At 63.4% G+C, this 20,730-nt stretch carries 18 protein-coding genes; 7 read left to right on the top strand and 11 right to left on the bottom strand.

Translation table 11 applies throughout. From position 1 onward, the window contains the following. Nucleotides 1-197: 197 nt before the first annotated feature. From O6R08_RS02570 to O6R08_RS02560, 3 genes are all read right to left on the bottom strand, one after another. Nucleotides 198-1,382 (bottom strand): hypothetical protein, encoded by a 1,185-nt coding sequence (locus O6R08_RS02570; protein WP_271418607.1) that lies wholly within the window; start codon nt 1,380-1,382, stop codon nt 198-200. A 413-nt stretch (nt 1,383-1,795) separates the two neighbouring features. Beyond that, nucleotides 1,796-2,869: a redox-regulated ATPase YchF gene (gene ychF / locus O6R08_RS02565; protein ID WP_271418606.1), complete on the bottom strand. Its 1,074-nt coding sequence runs from the start codon at nt 2,867-2,869 to the stop codon at nt 1,796-1,798. 55 nt (nt 2,870-2,924) lie between these two features. Beyond that, nucleotides 2,925-4,205: a M18 family aminopeptidase gene (locus tag O6R08_RS02560; protein ID WP_271418605.1), complete on the bottom strand. Its 1,281-nt coding sequence runs from the start codon at nt 4,203-4,205 to the stop codon at nt 2,925-2,927. Nucleotides 4,206-4,283: 78 nt separating this feature from the next. On the opposite strand from O6R08_RS02560, the gene rmuC reads away from it, so the two are divergent. After that, the gene (gene rmuC, locus O6R08_RS02555; protein WP_271418604.1) at nt 4,284-5,495 is read left to right on the top strand and encodes a DNA recombination protein RmuC; all 1,212 of its coding nucleotides are present in this window, start codon (nt 4,284-4,286) and stop codon (nt 5,493-5,495) included. Between the two features lie 5 nt (nt 5,496-5,500). Here rmuC and O6R08_RS02550 read toward each other — a convergent pair whose 3' ends face one another. Then, complete coding sequence (locus O6R08_RS02550; protein ID WP_271418603.1) at nt 5,501-6,472, bottom strand: 4-hydroxy-3-methylbut-2-enyl diphosphate reductase; 972 nt, start codon at nt 6,470-6,472, stop codon at nt 5,501-5,503. Nucleotides 6,473-6,620: 148 nt separating this feature from the next. Between O6R08_RS02550 and O6R08_RS02545 the strand changes: the two genes are divergently transcribed. From O6R08_RS02545 to O6R08_RS02535, 3 genes are all read left to right on the top strand, one after another. Beyond that, nucleotides 6,621-9,473 carry an alkaline phosphatase family protein gene (locus O6R08_RS02545; RefSeq protein WP_271418602.1) on the top strand — a complete coding sequence of 951 codons (2,853 nt, stop codon included), beginning with the start codon at nt 6,621-6,623 and terminating at the stop codon, nt 9,471-9,473. 305 nt (nt 9,474-9,778) lie between these two features. After that, on the top strand, nt 9,779-11,026 hold the full coding sequence (xseA, locus tag O6R08_RS02540) for an exodeoxyribonuclease VII large subunit (RefSeq protein WP_271418601.1): 1,248 nt from the start codon (nt 9,779-9,781) through the stop codon (nt 11,024-11,026). Next, nucleotides 11,023-11,259, top strand: coding sequence for an exodeoxyribonuclease VII small subunit (locus tag O6R08_RS02535; RefSeq protein WP_271418600.1), 237 nt, complete (start codon nt 11,023-11,025; stop codon nt 11,257-11,259). The genes xseA and O6R08_RS02535 overlap by 4 nt, the downstream gene beginning before the upstream one ends. 17 nt (nt 11,260-11,276) lie before the next feature. Here O6R08_RS02535 and O6R08_RS02530 read toward each other — a convergent pair whose 3' ends face one another. The 3 genes from O6R08_RS02530 to trhA all read right to left on the bottom strand — a co-directional run bounded on the left by O6R08_RS02530 (nt 11,277) and on the right by trhA (nt 14,050). Next, nucleotides 11,277-11,792, bottom strand: a complete 516-nt coding sequence (locus O6R08_RS02530; protein WP_271419183.1) for a DUF4245 domain-containing protein — start codon at nt 11,790-11,792, stop codon at nt 11,277-11,279. A gap of 93 nt (nt 11,793-11,885) precedes the next feature. Then, nucleotides 11,886-13,235: a PhoH family protein gene (locus tag O6R08_RS02525; protein WP_271418599.1), complete on the bottom strand. Its 1,350-nt coding sequence runs from the start codon at nt 13,233-13,235 to the stop codon at nt 11,886-11,888. A 146-nt stretch (nt 13,236-13,381) separates the two neighbouring features. Then, complete coding sequence (gene trhA, locus O6R08_RS02520) at nt 13,382-14,050, bottom strand: PAQR family membrane homeostasis protein TrhA (protein ID WP_271418598.1); 669 nt, start codon at nt 14,048-14,050, stop codon at nt 13,382-13,384. 153 nt (nt 14,051-14,203) lie between these two features. Between trhA and uppS the strand changes: the two genes are divergently transcribed. Then, nucleotides 14,204-15,025, top strand: coding sequence for a polyprenyl diphosphate synthase (gene uppS, locus O6R08_RS02515; RefSeq protein ID WP_271418597.1), 822 nt, complete (start codon nt 14,204-14,206; stop codon nt 15,023-15,025). A 19-nt stretch (nt 15,026-15,044) separates the two neighbouring features. Here uppS and O6R08_RS02510 read toward each other — a convergent pair whose 3' ends face one another. Both O6R08_RS02510 and O6R08_RS02505 read right to left on the bottom strand, forming a co-directional pair. Continuing rightward, entirely contained in the window at nt 15,045-17,060 is a 2,016-nt protein-coding gene (locus tag O6R08_RS02510; RefSeq protein WP_271418596.1) for a thioredoxin domain-containing protein, read from the bottom strand. A gap of 57 nt (nt 17,061-17,117) precedes the next feature. Beyond that, nucleotides 17,118-17,327, bottom strand: a complete 210-nt coding sequence (locus O6R08_RS02505) for a GNAT family acetyltransferase (RefSeq protein WP_271418595.1) — start codon at nt 17,325-17,327, stop codon at nt 17,118-17,120. A 26-nt stretch (nt 17,328-17,353) separates the two neighbouring features. Here O6R08_RS02505 and O6R08_RS02500 point away from each other — a divergent pair, with 26 nt between their 5' ends. Next, nucleotides 17,354-17,791 carry a DUF4307 domain-containing protein gene (locus O6R08_RS02500; RefSeq protein ID WP_271418594.1) on the top strand — a complete coding sequence of 146 codons (438 nt, stop codon included), beginning with the start codon at nt 17,354-17,356 and terminating at the stop codon, nt 17,789-17,791. Between the two features lie 21 nt (nt 17,792-17,812). After that, nucleotides 17,813-18,319 carry a transcription elongation factor GreA gene (gene greA / locus O6R08_RS02495; protein ID WP_271418593.1) on the top strand — a complete coding sequence of 169 codons (507 nt, stop codon included), beginning with the start codon at nt 17,813-17,815 and terminating at the stop codon, nt 18,317-18,319. A 70-nt stretch (nt 18,320-18,389) separates the two neighbouring features. Here greA and O6R08_RS02490 read toward each other — a convergent pair whose 3' ends face one another. Beyond that, on the bottom strand, nt 18,390-19,373 hold the full coding sequence (locus tag O6R08_RS02490; RefSeq protein WP_271418592.1) for a hypothetical protein: 984 nt from the start codon (nt 19,371-19,373) through the stop codon (nt 18,390-18,392). Between the two features lie 27 nt (nt 19,374-19,400). Next, nucleotides 19,401-20,636, bottom strand: a complete 1,236-nt coding sequence (locus O6R08_RS02485) for an AI-2E family transporter (protein WP_271418591.1) — start codon at nt 20,634-20,636, stop codon at nt 19,401-19,403. Nucleotides 20,637-20,730 lie beyond the last annotated feature (94 nt).

Here is a 20,730-nt window from a genome sequence, read left to right as displayed (position 1 = left end):
CCCAAAACAAACAGGTGAACCATGCCGGCTACCTTATCGATTACGAAGAAGTCGGCTAGTCTTCCGCCGGATCAAAACTAGCCTTAAACCTAAACTCTGCCGGATACATCGACATTAGCGGTGTTTGTTTTATTTCAATACAAACTGGTCTATCACTGAGATGGGGCGGAGCACCCCGGACTAGAATCTCGTCTTGGTCATTCTTCCGACCGCGCCCTACCACAAATATCGCTAATGAATAGGCTGCCGCCGACCAAAAAAGCTGCTATGCCAACGACCCATCCAATAGCTGAGGTCGAGATGAGAAGTCCGCCACCGCATCGGTCCATTGCCGTGATGACCCACGCCTTCGCGCCAATACTTCCCGAAGCAATATCTGTCGGTGCGGCGCCGGTGCAGAAAGTACTGCTGAACCCGGATTGCAAAGCGGCGGCGTCAATAACTGGTCGCAGGAGCCCACGGGGGCCACCCCGGAAATGGCTCAATCCGATAAAAACCACGACGAACAGTCCTGGACACAGGACGCGTCGAAGCCAACTGTTCTTGGAATCTGGAAACAGGGACGCTATCGCGACGATAAGACCGAACGCATAGCCTGCGACAGCTCCGGCGGCAGGATAATCCAGCATCGAACGAGGCGTGATCGCGTTAAGTATTGCGGCGCTCTTTGCCGGCTGCGTGGGGATCGTCACTACTAGCCCCGCGAGAGGCACAAGCGAGGCCATAACGGCACCAACTGCTCCACCGTATCCAATCCATGTGGCGATGCAACGCAGACACGAGCCGACTCCCAAGTGCGACTGCAGGAATGCGATCCGCCGGAGAAATGATAGGAACGCGATGCAACAGAATGCTGAGACAGTGAGAAGACAGCTGATCGCCAACATATTGTAGCTGATTGCAGCAGAGAATACTGCAGATAGGATTGCATCATTCACACCAGCGAAACTCGCAAACGTCGCAACCAATACGACAACAACGATTGCGATGTATATCACCCCTATGATCCAGATCACTGTAGACATAGAGACAGCATTGTCGAAGCTGTCGGCAGTGATACGAACTTCTCGCCACCCGCCAGGCGCGGCAAGCGTGAAGAATCGTTTGGCCTTGGACTTTGTCTCTTGCCATGTCTTATCACAGCAATATCGCACTTGCTCGCGCACTGTTGTGGAGCCCTCGCGCTCGGCTCCTTGGAGCAATCTGCGCGTCACATACCACGTGATCATCGCGATGACCGCTACGAAGGAGATCACTGACACAGACCTCGGAACGATAACCATGGCCGCTACGGCGAGTGCTGCAGTCATAAAGCTGACCTCTTTCGTGGCCGCGAGACCTCGAAGGTGATCACGAGCGAACGCAGCTTTCAACTTCATCATCGCGATCCTGACGACTACACAGACAACCAGGAGGGCAAGTAACATCCCAATATGCATGGGACAATTATTGTTCCAAGCTCCGACATCCAATCCATTCGTACAAACCACTCGTGCGCCAGTCTCCGAACGCGACCGGCTCCTCCAAACAAGAGGCCTGCTTGTGTAACTTCCCAACGACGAACGTTTCGACTAGATGCCCGAAGTCGGCGAGTGACGTCGGGTCAATGTCGGTGAGTGTCTGCGAGGTGTGCCGGAATCAACGAGCGGCCATCCCTGCGCCGACTACGTGACCCTTTGGCTTCGCGCTCACACGTAAGCAATGTCTCTTACCCCATGCGACACGACGGACGACCAGAAAAGGCCTTTAAGAGTCCAAAATGATTCTTAGCAGTGGGCCGGCTAAGGCCCCGCTATCAAACATTAAATCGGAACTCCACCACGTCACCATCCTGCATGACGTAGTCCTTGCCCTCGAGACGCAGCTTTCCAGCCGCCTGGGCCTCCTTCTCGCCGCCGTACTCGACAAGGTCGTCAAAGGACACCACTTGGGCCTTGATGAACCCCTTCTGGAAGTCAGTGTGGATGACGCCGGCAGCCTCGGGAGCGGCATCGCCCTTGTGGATCGTCCAGGCGCGGGACTCCTTGTCGCCGGCAGTCAGGAAGGTCTGCAAACCAAGGGTGTCGAAACCGACACGGGCGAGCTTGTCCAGACCGGGCTCCTCGATACCGGCGTCGGCGAGGAATTCAGCAGCGTCCTCGGACTCCATCTCGGCCAGCTCGGCCTCGAACTCAGCGTCGAGGAAGATCGCTTCTGCCGGCGCCACGAGCTGCGACATGCGCGCCTTGAACTCGTCGTCAGCCAGCTGGTCCTGATCGCAATTGAAGACGTAAATGAAGGGCTTGGTCGTCAGCAGAAACAGGTCGTGCAGCGGCTCGGGGTCAAGCCCGGCCGAGAAGATCGTCTTGCCCTCCTCGAGCACCTTCTTGGCCTGCTCCCAAGCCTCGACCTTGGGACGCGACTCCTTCTTGATAGCGGCTTCCTTCTGCAGTTTCGGAAGCTGCTTCTCCATGGTCTGCAGGTCGGCCAGCACCAGCTCGGTGGTGATGGTTTCGATGTCGTCGGAGGGATCCACGTGCCCATTGACGTGGGTGACGTCGTCGTCAGCGAAACACCTGGTCACCTGGCAGATGGCATCAGCCTCGCGAATGTTGGAGAGGAACTCGTTGCCCATCCCCTCGCCCTTACTGGCACCCTTGACGATCCCAGCAATGTCGACGAAGGACACCGTCGCCGGGATGGTCTTGGCGGAATGGAACATCTCCGTCAACACGTCCAGGCGCTTGTCCGGAACCCCGACCACGCCGACATTGGGCTCAATGGTCGCGAAGGGATAATTCGCCGCCAGGACGTCATTCTTGGTCAGCGCGTTGAACAGGGTCGACTTGCCGGCGTTGGGAAGACCGACGATTCCAATGGTAAGTGCCACGTCGAGTCATCGTAGTCGCCGCCTCCGACACGGGCGACGGCGACACCGTCTGATCTCAGGCTCCCTGCCAGTACGCAGCCAGGGCAGCGGTGATGAACTCCAAGTCCCTGACGCCGGCGAGCTCACGGGTGGAGTGCATCGACATCAACGGAACACCGACGTCGACGGTCAGCATGCCAAGCCTCGTCGCCGTCAGCGGGCCAATCGTCGAGCCGCACGGCACCGAATTGTTCGACACGAACTCTTGGGTCGGAACACCGGCCGTCGCGCAGGCACGCTTCCACAACGCCCCGCCCACACCATCAGTGGCATACCGCTGATTGGCATTGATCTTGAGCAGCGGCCCCTCGTTGAGCAGCGGATGGTTGGCCGGATCGAACTTCTCGACGTAATTGGGATGCACGCCGTGGCCGGCATCCGAGGACACGCACGACGACCTCGCGATCATCGCCCGGTAAGCCGCACCGGTCATGCCAAGACCCTCGGCGATGCGCACCAGGACGTCCTCAAGGAAGGGCCCACAGGCCCCGGATCGGGTCGAGGAGCCGACCTCCTCATGGTCAAAACAGGCCATGATCGCCACATCGTCAGTGGGCTTGACGTCGACGAATGCCGCCACCGAGGAATGCACCGACGACAAGTTGTCCATCCGCTGGCTCGCCAGGAACTCCCCGTAAGGACCAATGACGGCCGGGGACTGGGTCAGGTGGGCGTAAATGTCGTGGAAGGCGAGGTCCTCACGCTTGATCCCGGCCTCTTCACACAGCAAGTCCTCGACGTCGAGGTCGGGACGACCCACAGACAGGATCGGCATGAGGTGACGTTGACGATCCAGCTTGAGGTCGTCGTTGTCGGTGCGGTCCAGGTGCGGGGCGAGCTGGCTGATGCGCAGGATCGGCCCGGTGGCCACGAGATGGACCTGGCCGTCCTTGGTGACGAGACGGCCGGACAGGCCCAGATCGCGGTCGAGCCAGGAGTTGAGCAGTCCCCCGCCGTAGACCTCCATGCCGACCTGCTGCCAGCCCTGATTGGTGACGGTGGCATTCGGCTTAAGCTTGAAGGACGGGGAGTCGGTGTGGGATCCGACGATCCTGACGCCAACCTTGTCGGTGATCGCCTCAGGGGTGATCCACGCGATGACCGCGCCGTCGCGGACCACGTAGCAACGTCCCTCAACCGACGACCAAGGCGTGGTCTCGTCGAGCTGCTGGAACCCGGCCTCGTCAAGGCGTCGGGCCAGCTCGGCAGCGGCGTGATACGACGTGGGAGACGCCTCCACGAAGGAAATGATGTCGCGGATGTGGTCCGAAGTCACGGTGTCAGCCATGGCGACCATTCAACCATTACCGACTGTTCTGTGCGATGGAACACGGTCGTCGTCGAACATGTCGGAGGCTGCTGGGACTCTCGTGCCATGACAAACATCATTGTCGGGCTCATCGGACTGGTCATCGGTCTGGCCCTGGGATGGCTCATCGCACAGGTGCGCGCCTCCCAGCGCGTGGCCGAGGCCACGTCAACGGCGAGTGTGGCCGCGCAGCGTCTGGAAGCCGCTGAGAAGGTCGCCGCCGACCGCGATGCCCTGGCCACCCAGTTCCAGGCGCTCGCGGCTCAATCCATGGCTGACCAGGACGAACGGGCTACCCGGGCAGCTCAACGGACGATGAATGACGCCCAGCGTCTGCTCGCCCCTGTGTCCCTCGCTCTGGAACGGTTGGACCGGCGTCTGGCCGAGGTGGAACAGGAACGCACGGCCATGACGGCAAGCCTGCGCGAGCAGGTCGCCGGGGTGAGTAACGCCGGGGAGAACCTGCGCAAGGAGACCGCCAGCCTCGTCACCGCTTTGCGTAAACCGCAGGTGCGCGGCACCTGGGGCGAGATGCAGCTACAGCGCACCGCTGAGGTGGCAGGAATGGTGGAACACTGCGATTTTCAGACCCAGCAGACGACGACCGCGCAAGGCACTCCCCAGCGCCCTGACATGACGGTGAGGCTCGCGGGAGGCCGGTGCATCCACATCGACGCGAAGACACCGCTGGCGGCCTTCCTTGACGCCGCCGAGTGCGAGGATCCCAAAGAATATGCCGCCCAGATGGCACGATTCGCCCACCACGTGCGCACCCACATCGACCAACTGTCGGCCAAGGAGTACTGGCGCACGGACCTGGACTCCCCGGAATTCGTGGTCTGTTTCCTGCCGTCCGATGCCTTCCTCCAAGTCGCCCTGCAGGAGATGCCCGATCTGCACGAATACGCCAACCAACGAGGAATCGTACTGGCAAGCCCTTCGGTCCTCATCCCGATGCTGCGAACGGTCGGCCTGGCGTGGCGGCAGGAGGCCGTCGCAAGGTCTGCGGCCGAGGTCGCGGCACTGGGACGCGACCTGCACAAGAGGCTCGGAACCCTGGCCGGGAACCTCGACAAGATGGGGCGATCCCTCACCTCGACGGTGCGCACCTACAACACCTTGCTGGGTGGCATGGAGACACGGGTCCTCGTCCAAGCCCGGCGGTTCGAGGATCTGGGGGTCACCGACGAGGACATCCCCTCACCTGCACCCATTGAGGAGTCCGTACGTCCGCTCACCGCACCGGAGCTGACAGAACAGACGGTCTCCCCCACCTGACAACCTCAGTTGCCCGCCGTGCGGCGCTTGCGCAACTGCGGTGGCAGGGCGAAGGAGAGCGACTCCTCGATGAGGGTCTCCTCCTCGGCCTGCGGCCAGCCCTTCGAGGTGAGTAGGTCGAGCACACCCTGGACGAGGGTTTCGGGCACAGACGCCCCCGAGGTGACACCGATGCTGGTGACCCCGTCGAGCCAGGACTGCTCAATCTCGCCGGCATTGTCGACCCGGTAGGAGGCTTTGGCCCCCGATTCGAGGGCCACCTCGACCAGACGGCCGGTATTCGACGAGTTCTTCGAGCCCACGACGATGACGAGGTCGCACTTGGGGGCCATCTGCTTGACGGCGTGCTGGCGGTTCTGGGTGGCGTAACAGATGTCGTCGGATGGCGGGTCGATGAGCTGAGGGTGCAACTGACGAATCCGGTCGACGGTTTCCACCGTCTCGTCGACGCTCAGCGTCGTCTGGGACAGCCATGCCACTGGACGGTCGGGGTCCAACTGCAGCTCGTCGACATCCCCAGGGGTCTGCACCAAGGTGATGTTCTCGGGAGCCTCACCTGTCGTCCCCTCGACCTCCTCGTGGCCAGCATGGCCGATGAGCAAGATCTGGGTGTCGTCGCCGGCGAACCTCTTGGCCTCGTGATGGACCTTCGTCACCAGCGGACAGGTGGCGTCAATGGTCCGCAGACCACGATCTTTCGCCTCGCTCTTGACCTGAGGAGACACGCCGTGGGCCGAAAAGACGACCAGGGCGTCGTCGGGCACCTCGTCGAGCTCGTCAACGAAGACAGCGCCTCGTTCTTCCAGGGTCTCCACGACATGACGGTTGTGAACGATCTGCTTGCGCACGTACACCGGGGCGCCGTAAGCATCCAGCGCCTTCTCGACAGTCACAACCGCGCGATCGACGCCTGCGCAGTAACCGCGCGGCGCAGCGAGATACAGCTTCTTGTCAATGTCAGCCCCCGAAACAGCCATGCCCCCGAGTCTACGGGTAGGCCGTCATCGGGCGAATTGCCGCGAGTTCGCTCACGGAGGACTCGGCGTCAACACGTTCACCCAAAGTTCCCCGGAGGTGCACGTTCGTGGATGTCATCCGCTACTTCGATTTCCTAAGTTTTGAACCATGAGCGATGACAGACACGCATCCAGACGACTGCGTCGTGGCCTCGCCTCGGCGTACGTTATTTTCACCGCACTAGCAACCACCGTCACCTTCACTCCAGCCCATGCCGCCCCCAGCGATGAGAAGGCCGGACCCACATCGGAATCCACCGGCCGCACCACAGTCGGCCAGCCCCTCACCCCGGCCGGTCGGCTCACCACCCTCGGCGACCTCCCTCTCAACGAGGTCCTCTCCCCTGATGGCAAGTACCTCGTTGTCAGCAACAACGGCCAGGGAACTCAGTCCCTGCAGGTCATCGAAACAGCCTCCGGCAAGGTCATTCAGACTATCCCATACAAGTCTCCGGAGAGCCTGTACATGGGTCTGGCCTTCAGCCCTGACGGCAAGCATCTGTTCGCCAGCGCCGCCGGCAACCACAAGATCCGCACGTACCACTTCGACTGTGGCAAGCTCGTGGAGACGACGGCCATCCAGATGCCGGTAATCAGCCCCAAACGCAAGAAAGTCAACCTGTACCCGGCTGGCCTGGCCGTCACGAAGGACAGCAAGCGGCTCGTCGTGGCAGACCAGCTTGCCGACGCAGTCTCGGTCATTGACCTCGCAACCAACAAGGTGCAGACCACCCATATCGGCCACCGTCCGGTCTGGGTGACGCTCTCCAAGGACTCCACCAAAGCATTCGTCTCCTCCCAGGGAGGGTCGGACGTCGCTGAGGTAGACATCACCAAGTCACAGCCCTTGGCGACCCATAAGATCGACGTGGGCTTCCACCCCAACAAGTCGGTGCTGACACCTGACGGCAAGACCCTCTACGTCGCCAACGGTGACGCCGACACCATCTCGATCGTCGATGTGGCCTCCCATCGTCAGACGGCCACCATCCCCCTCAACCGAGACGGCTCCCAGCTCGTCGGCGCCAACCCCACCGGCCTGACCCTCTCCAAGGATGGCAAGCGCCTCTACGTCACCAACTCCGGTCACAATGAGGTCGCTGTCATCAACACAGCGACCCGCAAGGTCGCAGGAGACATCCCGACCGGCTGGTACCCGACCCAGGTCGTCAACCATGACGGCAAACTGAGCATCATCTCAGCCAAAGGGCTGGGCGCTGGACCCAACAACGGCCCGGGCCGCCCGAACCCGACCGACCCCAACGGTCCCTCGGAGGACCAGTACTCCGGGTCCATGATCAAGGGCCTTCTGTCGACCGTCGATGAGCCCGATGCCGCCGCCCTGGCCAAGCTGACGGCCACCGTCGAGAAGAACAACACCGCCCACGACCCGGCTCGTAGCAGCGTCGTTCCCAACCAGATCGGCACCAAGTCGAGCAAGATCAAACACGTCATCTACGTCGTTCGCGAGAATCGCACCTTCGACCAGGAACTGGGCTCCAACGGCCGCGGCAATGCCGACCCTTCCCTCAATCTCTTCGGCGAGGAATCAGCCCCGAACACCCGAGCCTTGGCACGCCAGTTCGTCACCTTCGACAACTTTTATGCTGACGCCGAAGTCTCGGCCAACGGCTGGAACTGGGTCTCCCAGGCCAACTCGAACCCGTGGTCGGAGGAGATGTGGCCGTCGAACTACTCCGGGCGCGGCGCACCATACCCCAGCGAACACAACGACCCAGAGGCCCGCGCCAAGGAGCATGACGCCTACTTCTGGGAGCACCTGTCGAGCAACAACATCAGCTTCCGTAACTACGGGTTCTTCACCCAGCGCGACAAGGACGGAAAGGCTCACGCGGCCGACAAGGAAGTGCTCGACCCGAACACCGACCACGACTACATCGGCTGGTCCCTCGCCTGCCCTGACTCGGCCAATTCCTTCAAACCGATGGCCAAGAACTGTGGCCCACAGTCCCGAGTCGACGAGTGGAAGTCTGACTTCAACGAACAGGTGAAGAACGGGAGGGTTCCGACGGTCCAGTTCGTCCGACTGGGCAATGACCACACCCAAGCCACCAAGGTTGGCGCCCCGACCCCGCAGGCTTATGTCGCCGACAACGACCAGGCCGTCGGGCAGCTCGTCGAGGCCGTCTCCAACTCCCCCATCTGGAAGGACACCGCGATCTTCCTCACCGAGGATGACGCCCAGAACGGCCCCGACCACGTCGACGCCCATCGCACCATCGGTGAGGTCATCAGCCCCTACACCCGTACCGGCGGAGTCGATTCCACCTTCTATTCGACGGTCTCCATGCTGCGCACCATGGAGGGAATCCTCGGAATTGGGCCGCTGACCCAGTTCGACGCCTTCTCCACCCCGATGTCGGCTGCCTTCACCGACAAGCCCGACTTCACGCCGTACCAGGCCGTTCGCCCTACCTACGACATGACCAAGGTCAATGGCCCCGACGCCCCGCTGGCCAGTGAGTCCGGTGAGCAGAGCACCGAGAAGGAGGACACCATCGACGAGCAGGTCTTCAACAAGGCCATTTGGAAGGCTGTCAAGGGCGCCGATTCTACGATGCCTGAGCCCAAGCACTCCGTCATCCAGTCTGGTCCTCCCGTCTATGACGACGATGATGACGACGACGAGGGTGAAGAGGTCGAACCCGGAGACGTCGACCTCGACGAGGTGGGTACCTACACCAAGGATTCTGAGGGATTCCCAGTGTGGGCCCCCGACGGTGACGACGAGAGGTTCGACCCGGCCAAGGGCATCGACTCCTGCGCTGCTGAGCCGTCCCCGGCACCTTCCCAGACGCCAGCACCTACCCCGACTCCCCAACCTGTCGGCTCTACCCCGACTCCCCAACCTGTCGGCTCTACTCCGACCGCTGCCGTTCCTTCTGCCAGCAACGGTGGAACCAGCAGCACCGGCCATGGCCTGCCGCACACCGGAGTCTGATCACATGATCTGATGGGGTCCATTCATGACGCCCGGGCCGTCTCCCCTCGCGGGAGACGGCCCGGACTTATCGATGCCACTGGATCACCATGCCTCTACAACACCGCGCCGCTGGATCACCGCACCCTCTGAGCCGCGCCCCCAGGAACACATCATCATGAGCCTCGGCACGATTACCCCGTAGAAGACCCAGGAGTTCCCCAAGCCGCGGTGCCGCAGGTACTTCCCGTCATGGCACACCTGTTCGCTGCGGGGCACATCTCCCTGATGACACAGCGTCGTCACCCTCAGATAGCGTGTCAACCATGGCCGAGCCGAACACCGCTGACAACCCTCGCTCACTGGCGTGGGTGGTCAACGCCGTCAAGGGCTGGGTGGAACGCTGCGGGGCCATTTGGGTGCAGGCCCAGGTCATCGAGGTCACCCGACGTTCCGGCCCCACCCAGTTCCTCACCTTGCGGGATCCCAGCGAGGAGATTTCTGCCACCGCGACCTGCCATCGACGTGTCCTCGACTCTGCCGGACCCATCGAGTCGGGCATGACGGTCACCGCGCTCATCCGCCCGACGGTCTGGTCACGAAGCGGCCGGCTCTCCTTCGAGATCTCCGAGATCACTCCCACCGGCGAGGGCCAGCTGCTGGCTCAGTTGGAGAGGCGAAAGCGTCTGCTGGAGGCCGAGGGACTCTTCGACGTCGCCTTGCACAAGCCGATCCCCGTCCTGCCACGGGGCATCGGGCTCATCACCGGGGCCGGTTCTGATGCCGAACGCGACGTTCAGCGTCACGCCACCCTGCGTTGGCCGGCCGCCCGATTCGTGGTGCGCAACACCCTGGTACAAGGACCCATGGCAGCCCAGCAGATCATCGCGGCGCTCGCCGACCTCGACGCCGACCCCACTGTTGACGTCATCGTCATCGCCCGCGGTGGCGGATCCTTGGAAGACCTGCTTGCCTTCAGCGACGAGGCCCTGGTACGAGCGGTCTATGCCACCCGAACCCCGGTCGTCTCCGCCATCGGTCACGAACGCGACAATCCCATCCTCGACCTCGTCGCCGATCTGCGAGCCTCCACGCCGACCGACGCCGGCAAGCTCATCGTCCCGGACGCATCGCAGGAAGCCCAAGCCATCGACATGGCCAGAACTCGGCTTCGACAGGCCGTCGCGAGATGGGTCGACACCGAGGCCGCCCACCTCGCCCAGGTGCGTTCCCGCCCCGTGATGGTCAACCCCGCAGCCACCCTTGACATTGCTGCCGAGAAACTCGACTCGGCGTTGCAACGGCTGCGGCTGGCGACCAATCGTGCCCTGGACGCCGAGAGCCGCGACGTCAATCACATGCTCGAGCGCGTCCGCGCCATGTCTCCCAAGGCCACCTTGGACCGCGGTTACGCCATCCTTGCCGACTCCGACGGCGGCTCCATCGCTTCCGTCGACCACACCAGTCCGGGAGCGGCTCTGTCGGTGTACCTGTCCGACGGCACCCTCGGCGTCACCGTCAACTCCCTTGACCGACGCACCCCCGACCGACCCCAGCCCCAGGAGGATTCATGAGCGCCCAGCAGCCTGAGCCGACCACCGCAGAGCCCGAGATCCCCTACGAAGCCGCCCGCGACGAGCTGGTGAGCATCGTCACTCGGCTGGAGTCTGGCGGCATCTCCCTGGCCGAGACCATGACGCTGTGGGAACGCGGCGAGAAGCTCGCCGACATCTGCCAAACCTGGCTGGACGGGGCGCGCACCCGCATCGAGGCAGCACGCTCGCAGGCCGAGGACTCCCAGGACTGACCCACCACCGGCCAGGGTCAGGACGTCGTCAGCATGCCCGCGTAGTCGGCCAAGACCCGGTAGTCGGCGTCTGCCACGATGACGGCCGTTGATGATCCGACCTTCGTCATCAGAGCACGGGTACGACCGTCCGGGCTGACCATCTTCGTCCAGGTGTACTGGCCTGCCTTGACCTTCCCCTCCTCGCTCGCCGATCGCGTCACCGATGCGACGAATGCTCGGGCCGGCTCATCGGACTGGTTCACTGCCAGGTAGACGTTCTCGCTGGTGAGGAACCCCAGTTCCCACCGGTTCCCCGCAGAAACGGTGTCTCCCACCCAGCGATCCCCCTTGTTGGCGTACCTGGCCTTGGTGGGTCGCCAGTCCTCGGGCACCTCCTTGGGAGCCAGCACTGGGTACCCGGCATGGGTGCGCGCCGAGGCCACCATGGGTTTCCAGTCGACCTGCTGGATGTTCGGCTCGTCAGGTGTCTTGGTGAAGAACCAGACGATGAGCAACACAGGGACGAGGATGACGGCCAGGGACAAGAACATGTCCTTGATGCCGGCTCTGGGGTTGGGTGCCACGCCCCGATTGTTTCAGATACGCCGCACACCGTCCCCTCGGACGATCAGGCGACCCTACGATCAGGCGACCATGTCCTCCATCATCGATGTCACCAACGCGGCGATGGGTGAACGCTCCGACCTGGTGAGGGTCACGTGGCCGAACAGGTCGTGTCCTCGCAGCCTTTCCACGACGGCTGCCACACCGTCATAACGACCGACCCGAAGATTGTCGCGCTGGGCAACGTCGTGGGTGAGCACCACCCGAGAGTTCTGCCCGATTCGCGAAAGCACCGTCAACAACACGTTGCGCTCCAGGGACTGGGCCTCATCGACAATGACGAAGGCGTCATGGAGAGACCTGCCACGGATGTGAGTCAGCGGCAGAATCTCCAACATGCCACGCGACATGATCTCTTCGATGACGTAGTTGTTCGTGACGCTGGTGAGGGTGTCGAGGACTGCCTGACCCCAAGGGGCCATCTTCTCACCCTCGTCGCCCGGCAGGTAGCCCAGATCCTGGCCACCCACCGCGTAGAGCGGCCGGAAGACCATGACCTTCTTGTGCAGTTGACGCTCCAGCACCGCCTCCAAGCCTGCACACAGTGCGAGGGCTGACTTTCCGGTACCGGCACGTCCCCCCATGGAGACGATGCCGACCTGCGGATCGAGCAGCATGTCAAGGGCAACCCGCTGTTCGGCCGAACGGCCGCGAATACCGAAAGCTTCCTGGTCGGTCGGGATGAGCCGGGCCGAGGCGTCTGGCATCCTGCGGGCCAGGGCGCTGCCGTTCGGCCCCTCGAGCACGAGTCCGGAGTGCACGGGAATCTCATCGAAGATCGAGTCGACGACGTGACCCTCCTCATAAAGGGTCGAGATCATCTCGTCGGGAACTTCGAGAGTGACCATCCCGGTCCAGCCACTGCCGGGAACGAGTTCGTGCCGGTATTCCTCAGCTTCCAGACCGATGGCCGAGGCCTTGACCCGCAGCGGCAGATCCTTCGTCACCAGGACCACGGAATGCCCGGCCAGCCGGTAATTCTGGGCGACCGCCAGGATCCGGGTGTCGTTGTCACCGAGACGGAATCCGTCGGGCAGGCCATTCGGGTCGGAGTGGTTGAGCTCGACGAGCAGTTCGCCTCCCTCATCATTGACCGGCACTGGACCGACGAGACCGCCGTTGTCGAGGCGCAACTTGTCGAGGATTCGCAGCGCTGCGCGGGCGAAATGTCCCAGTTCCGGGTGATGGCGTTTGCCCTCCAACTCTGTGATGACGACGATCGGCACCACCACTTGGTGCTCGGCAAAGTTGAGCAGGGCGCGAGGGTCGGACAGCAGCACCGATGTGTCGATGACGTATGTCCGCCTCCCCTCAGGTGCCGCCGGGATCGGGCTGTAGGCTCGCTCGAAGCCTTCTGGACGGACGGACACGAAAACCTCCCGTTACGTGAGAGGTCGCATCGAGGAAGGAAACGTCGTCGAGGCGTCGGAAGCGGCCCCTCTGACATCAAACCTAGAGCCCAACCAGTGGCAGCGAAGCAGGCGTTTCGGCCATTTGCCCAGAGTTCACCAGCCGGTCAGATGACGGCAAGGCCAATGGCAACCGCATGACAGATCGCGGCAATCGCGGTGCAACTGTGAAAGACCTCGTGGAAGCCGAACCAGGTGGGTGACGGGTTGGGCTTCTGACGGGCGTAGGCGAGTGCCCCGATGGTGTAGAACACCCCTCCCACAAGGATCAGGATGACGACTGCCGGCCCACCGACACGCCAGAACTGCGGTAGCCACCACAGAGCGGTCCACCCCATGACGACGTAGAGGAGGGTCGACGCCCATCTGGGCACGCCGTTCCACACGAACCGGAAGGCCACCCCGAGCAGGGCACAGGCCCAGATGATCGACAACAGGATCACTCGGGAGGCACCCGTGGTCAGCGAGACCGCCAACGGCGTGTACGTGCCAGCAATGAACACCGCGATGTTGGCGTGGTCAATGCGCCGCAGGACGTCCTTGACCTTCTCCCCCCACCTCACTCGGTGATAGATCGCCGAATTGCCGAAGAGTTCCAGCCCGGTGAGCATCCAGATCGCCACGGCGAACCGGTTACCCCACGTCGGGGTGGCGATCATGAGGCCAACTCCGGCCAACAAGATCAGCGGGGCCATCACGGTGTGAACCCATCCTCGCAACCTTGGTTTGGGGAGCGCAGTACCGCGATCCTCGCCGCTGTTGCCATGACGCACCATGACGCGCGGTCCTCCCCTCCCCTGAACAAACCTACGGTTCGGTAGGTTCTACCTCCACCCTATCCTGCCGGCAAGGCCTGCCCGCGACTCGATCTCGACCTCCCCAAGGGGAGCCACTGCCCGTTCGTACCGAGCACTGACTACTCTGGACTCATGAGCAGTCTGGACCACCGTCTGTCGAAGGTCAGTGAAACCCTCGACCGCATACACCCGTCCGGGCTGCTGTACACCACCTACGAAGCGAGACTGCTCGATCAACTCGATCGCAATCGCCTTCCCCAGCACGTCGCCGTACTAGCTGACGGCAACCGCCGCTGGGCTCGTCTCAACGCCCCAGGGCAGCCCTTGGTGGCCGGTTACGAGGCCGGCGCGGATCGCCTCCGGGAGTTCTGCGCCTGGTGCGACGCCGTCGGCATCCCGATCATCACACTGTGGGTGCTGTCGACCGACAACCTGCAACGCGCCGAGACAGGGGAACTCGGGCCGCTACTCAAGGTCATCGAATCCCTCGTCGACTCCTTGGCACACAATCCACGTTGGCGGGTCCAAGCAGTCGGGGACCTCGATCTGCTCCCCGTCGACATGGCCGAGTCCCTGTGCCGCGCCGGTGCCACCTCGGCCGATCACGTCGGCATGCACATCAACGTCGCGGTGGCCTATGGCGGGCGTCACGAGCTGCGCGACGCCGTACGCTCACTGCTTGCCGAGGAGGCCGAGAAGGGCACCAGCCTGGCTGAGCTGGCGCAAACCCTCGAGATCGACCACATCGAGGACCACCTCTACACCCGCGGCCAGCCCGATCCGGATCTCATCATTCGCACCTCAGGCGAGCAGCGACTGTCGGGCTTCCTCATGTGGCAAAGCGCCCACTCCGAGTTCTACTTCTGTGAGGCGTTGTGGCCTGACTTCCGAAGAGTCGACTTCCTGCGGGCCCTGCGCTCCTTCACCCAGCGGGAGCGGCGCTACGGTCGCTGACCCGCCGGGGTCCATGAGGTCACGCTCGCCGCCAGAGCGGGTCCTTGAGCTCCAGGTAATCGGTCACCGGCTCGAAGCACACCGTGCCACGGCACACCCAACACGTCGGCTGGCCGTCACGTGGGGCTCGATCCTCGAACCACGTACCAAACCCGGATCCCTCCCCGACGCGACGCATGATCGCCGATCCTGCCGGGGCCATGCGCCAGGCTGCTGCGGCCAGATCCGTGGGCTCCTCCTGGGTGTCAGCGATGACGACACCCGCCGGCTTGAGACCACGACGGGACTCATCGGCAACAAGGAAGTCGGCCAGCGCCCACCCTGCGAACCGTGGAGTCGACGCCACCACCGGCAGCAAGGCTGCGGAGGCCTCGTCGGCACGGCTGATGAAGTCGTCACGCTCGGCCATGAGACCCACCCGGCGAAGCGCCATCACCATGACGGCTGTCGCGCTGGGGCACGCATCGTCAGTCAGGGTGTGAGCCGTCACCGTCAGCAAGTCCGACCCCTCGGCATCCAGGAAGCTGCCATCGGGAGCACCAAAGCGCATCACGGCCTTCTCGAGGACCTCGACGGCGCGCTCAAGCCACACTGACTCCCCCGTCGCACCGGCCAGACCTGCGAAGGACAGAGCCAACCATGCGTGATCCTCGCAGACAGCCGGGGCTCCCGGACGATCGTGGAAGGAGGTGCGTAACAGGTCGCCGTCATTCCAATGGGCCGACCACAGCGCCTCCGCCAGATCGCGAGCCTGCCGCACCCAGGCCCATTCGCGCAGAATCATCCCGGCCTCGACGAGACCGTCAATGAGCATGGCATTCCATGCGGTGATGGCCTTCTCGTCGCGTGCCGGGGCGCTGCGACGTTCACGAGCCTCCAGCAGGGTGTCCATGTCGGCGTTGATGCGCTCCCACTCGACCCGTCCGCGCAGTTGCAGGGTGCCCAAACCGTTCTCGTCAAAGGGCTCCAGGTGCACCAGCGGACGCAACCACTCGGCCTCCTCGGGTCCCAGGGCGTCGGTGATGAGGTCCTGATTCCACAGGTAGTAGATGCCCTCGCGCGTGTGACCCGCCGCGTCGTCGGAATCGGCGTCGAGCCCAGCGGCGTACAGGCCGTTCGGCAGGCGCATCTCCCTGCCCAGCCAGGACACCGTGCGACGGGCGGCGTGGGAGTACAGAGCGCGTCGATCCGGGTCATGATCGGCGGTACGACGCCAACAGCGGGCCATGGTTCCCAACAGCAGCGCGTTGTCGTAGAGCATCTTCTCGTAATGGGGCACAACCCACTGGGAATCCGTGGAGTAACGGTGGAAACCGCCCCCGACCTGGTCGAAGATGCCACCACGGACCAGATGCTCACAGGTGTTCTGAGCCATGTCGAGGCTGGTCGGGTCACCCTTGACCAGCAAGGCGTCCAACAAGGTGGCGTTCGGGAATTTCGTCGGTCCCCCGAACCCGCCGTGCACGATGTCGTAGTCGGTTCCGACGGCGTCAATGAGCTCCCCGGCGCTGGGGCGTGGGGTCTGGGAGGCCTTCTCGACAGGGCGCAGATGGTCGACGATGGCCTGCGCCGAGGACACCACCTCGTCACGACGCTCTCGCCACGCCTGGCCGAGAGCCTCGACGAGTTCCACGAAGGCGGGCTGAGCACCCCGGCGCACCGGCGGGAAGTAGGTGCCGGCGAAGAAAGGCTTGCCGTCAGGGGTCAGGAAGACGGTGTTGGGCCAGCCACCCTGTCCGGTCATCGCCAGGGTCACCTGCATCAGTGCGGCGTCAACCTCAGGACGCTCCTCACGATCAACCTTGACGGCAACGACATTGGCATTGACGACCTCAGCCACATCCGGATCGGAGAAGGACTCAAATGCCATGACGTGGCACCAGTGGCAGCTCGAGTACCCCACCGAGACCATGACCGGCACGTCGCGACGGCGTGCTTCGGCGAATGCTTCCTGGCCCCAGGGGAACCAGTCGACGGGGTTCGCGGCGTGGTGGAGCAGATACGGGCTGGTGGACTCACCAAGGTGGTTGGGCATGGTGGTCAGCCTACGAGCACAACCCTGCTGTGGGCCAAGTGGACCCCGGAGGAAACGTCAGTGCGTGGCTGAATCGGTCGGGGACCCCTTGGCATCCTCGTGATGGACCTCCTTGAGGGCAGGCCCGCAAGGCACCTCGTCGAAGTCGATGCCTCGGATGTTGCGACGAATACTGATCCACGCCACGACACCGAAAACAGCCAGGGCCAAGCAGCACAAGAAGTTGGCGAGTCCGGTACTCACGAGCTGGGCTGCAAGAACTGTCATGGTGACAGCCTACGCCCTGCGGCACAATGGGCCACGTGCCAACCCCAATCAACAGCGAGGATCAGCCCCTCACCGACGAGGACCGCGAACGCATCGCCAACCGCTACCCCAAGCAGAATCGAACCCCGTGGGTGGTTCTCATCCTGGTGCTGGCCGTCATCCTCATCGGGTGGACGGTGTGGGCGGGGCTTCATCACGCTGATCAGCCGGTCCGGGCAAGTTTGCACGGATACCAGGCGGTGTCCGACACCCGCGTCGACGTCACCATCAACCTGCACCGTCCCGACCCCTCCGTCGAGGGCTCCTGCGTCCTGGTCGCCACCGGTGCTGACCATGTGCGCGTCGGGGAGACGACGGTGAGGTTCCCGGCGAGCTCATCGAAGGACGAGACGATCCACGCCAGCGTCAAGACTTTCTCGCGCGCTGTCACCGCTGAGCTGGCCGAGTGCGGGCCCATCAGGTGACACACGCGGTAGGATAGGTAAATGCCTGACTCCCAAGATACTGTGTGGCTGACCCAAGAGGCCTTCGACAAGCTCACTCAAGAGCTCGAGTACCTCAAGGGCGAAGGCCGCACCATCATTTCCAACAAGATTGCCGATGCTCGTTCCGAGGGCGACCTTTCCGAGAACGGCGGCTACCACGCTGCCCGCGAGGAGCAGGGGCAGGCCGAGGCCCGCATCCGTCAGTTGGAGCAGATGCTGCGTAACGCTGAGGTGGGCGAAGCCCCGTCCTCCCCGGACGAAGTCGTGCCCGGTTCCAAGGTGACCGTCTGCTACTTCGACGACGAGTCCGACACTGACACCTTCCTGCTGGGGTCCCGACAGGTGATGGAGCTCGACGATTCCGTCGACATCTCCGTCTACTCCCCGCAGTCCCCCCTTGGCGGTGCCGTTCTGGGCCATTCCAAGGGAGAATCGACCGAGTACAAGGCTCCCAATGGCAAGACGATCAAGGTGACGATCCTTGATGTCGAGCCGTTCGAGGAGTGACGAGCTGTCACAGATGTCATGAGGGCGAGGTGCCAACGCACCCCGCCCTCATGATGTTTGTGGTGAGCGCTCACATCGCGCGGACTGCGATCCGACCGACCAGGCAGGTCAGATCGAGACGAGCAGCTCCGTTGCCCATGACGTACTCGTCGACGTCTCCACCCTCAGGCCAGGAGATCATGCCGGTCTGAGCCTTGCCGCGAACCGCGACGTTGGACCCTCCGAGCAGCTTGACCAGCACATTCCCCGACTCGACGCGAATCTGGGAGCGACCGGTGTCGATGCATCCGGTGATGGTGCCATTTCCGGCCTGGAACAGACCGTCCTCCAGCTGATGAACGCCATCGATCTGGGCGACCCCAGCGGTGACGCGGACTCGACCGAGGTGTGCCACACCAGTGGTGTGCAGCGAACCACCTGACAGCTCGATGTCCAGTGGCAAATCGGGGTGCACCCGCACGGTCACCTCCCGGCCCAGACCAAGATCCTTGATCCCGTCCATGTCTGCCGGCAGACGGAATCGCTTGAGGACTCCCAGATCGGGAGCGATGTGGCCGTCGATACTGACCTCGACGACTCGTCCGATACGCCTGCGCGTGTGTTTGCCCTCGATCTGCAGGCCGGAAATCGCGCGGTCTGCGATAACGCGGATGCGACGTCCGGTGCAGGTCAGACGAACGCGGTCCAGGTCGGAGGCGGCATCAACGGTCTTGTCTGGTTCGCTCTGCCCGCTGGCGCGACGTGGCCCGGGCGACATCGTCGATGCCACTGTCTCACCGACGCTCCCCGCCACCCCGGAGACCACACGCCAGGCCGACCGGAGTCCCTCCTTGGCCTCCGGGGGAATGGTGAAGCCACCCAGCGGGCCCTTGTCGGCCCCGGAGGTCTCCTCCTCGGATGCCCCACGGCGAGGACCGGCACCTTCACCGGGTCCGCTCGTACTCCCGGACGGGGGCTGCTCCTGCCCAGCAGCAGCGATACGGCGGTTGGCCTCGGCGGCGTCAATCCTCCCGGCTGCAAGGTCCTCGAGGATGGCGGTGATATCAGCGCTCATGACACCAACTGTACGGGCGAGCCCAATTCACGCGTGTTCGGCAGCGAGGTCGTCCTCGGCGGGCGGGACCTCATCTGGCGGGGTCTCCGGGTTCAAAGCCTTGATGAAGGCGACACCGAAGGCCACGAGCGGAATGGCGAACAGGGCCCCCACGATTCCGGAGATGATGGCGCCGACAGCGATACCGACCAGCACGATGAGCGGGTGAATCGAGACGGCCTTACCTAGCAGGAAGGGCTGCAGGACGTGTCCTTCGATCTGCATGACGGCGACGAAGACGATGAGCATGATGACGGCCTTGCCGAACCCGAGAGTTATCAGCACCACACCCACCGCGACGATGCCTGCCGTCAGTGCCCCGACGATCGGGACGAAGGCGAGGATGAAGGTCAGGGCACCGATGGCCACCGACATGGAGGAGCCGATGATGGCTGCGCCGATGCCGGCTCCCAGACCGTCCACGGCAGCGACGATGACAGCGGCGCGGACGTATGCCACCAGGGCAACCCAGCCCCGCTTGGCCGCGTCGAGGATCTTGGCGCGGTGCTCACGAGGGATGAGGACCGCCGACCTCTCAGCCAGTGTGTCGCCCTCGTAGACGAAGAAGAAGGTGGCGAAGAGGGCCATGACGAGCCCGGCCGCGAATCGACCGATCTGGGTCCCGGCTGCCGCAGCAGTCGAGGCGATGCGCCCCTGGGAACCAGCCATGGCTGCCTCGGCCTTGTGCATGAGGTCGTTGAGCTGGGCCTTGTTGGTGTGCAGGGGGCTGTCGGCCAACCACGCCAGCACCTGCTTGAAGCTGGCCACCGACTGGGTGCCCAGTTCCCGCCACTGCATGGCAATTTGGGCGCCGACGAGGGTGAACACCCCGCCGACCAGGATGATGAGCAACAACAAGCAGATTCCCGCAGCGATCCCACGGTGGATGTGATGGCGCGACAACCAGTTCGCCAGAGGCCACATGGCCGCCGTCAGCATGAGAGCGACCGCGACGGGCACTGACACCTCGGACGCAGCGTGAAGTACCTGGTAGAGCCCATAGATGAAGGCAGCAATGACGATGAGCCGCCAACACCAGCCAGCAGCAGTACGCAGCCCGCCCGGAACGTCTTCGGCGATGGTGACCGTCGATGTGACCGGTTGTGGAGGTGGCACGGCCACCCCCTGGGCAACAGCGGCGTCGATCGTCTCACCCTCGCCGTCAGCAGGCGGAGGGACCGGCGTCGAGTCTGGGGCCTTCTTGCCCGAGCCGAAGAGCTTCATGGTGTCCTTCCGGGATTGTGTGACGGGACGGTGGCCCCGCAACGCGTGCTCACAGGGTAGCGTCTAGCACGTCATCTGAACGCATCCGTGTGGA

Source organism: Cutibacterium equinum (assembly GCF_028021195.1).
Classification (GTDB): domain Bacteria; phylum Actinomycetota; class Actinomycetes; order Propionibacteriales; family Propionibacteriaceae; genus Cutibacterium; species Cutibacterium equinum.
This window is presented reverse-complemented; position numbering and strand designations above follow the sequence as displayed.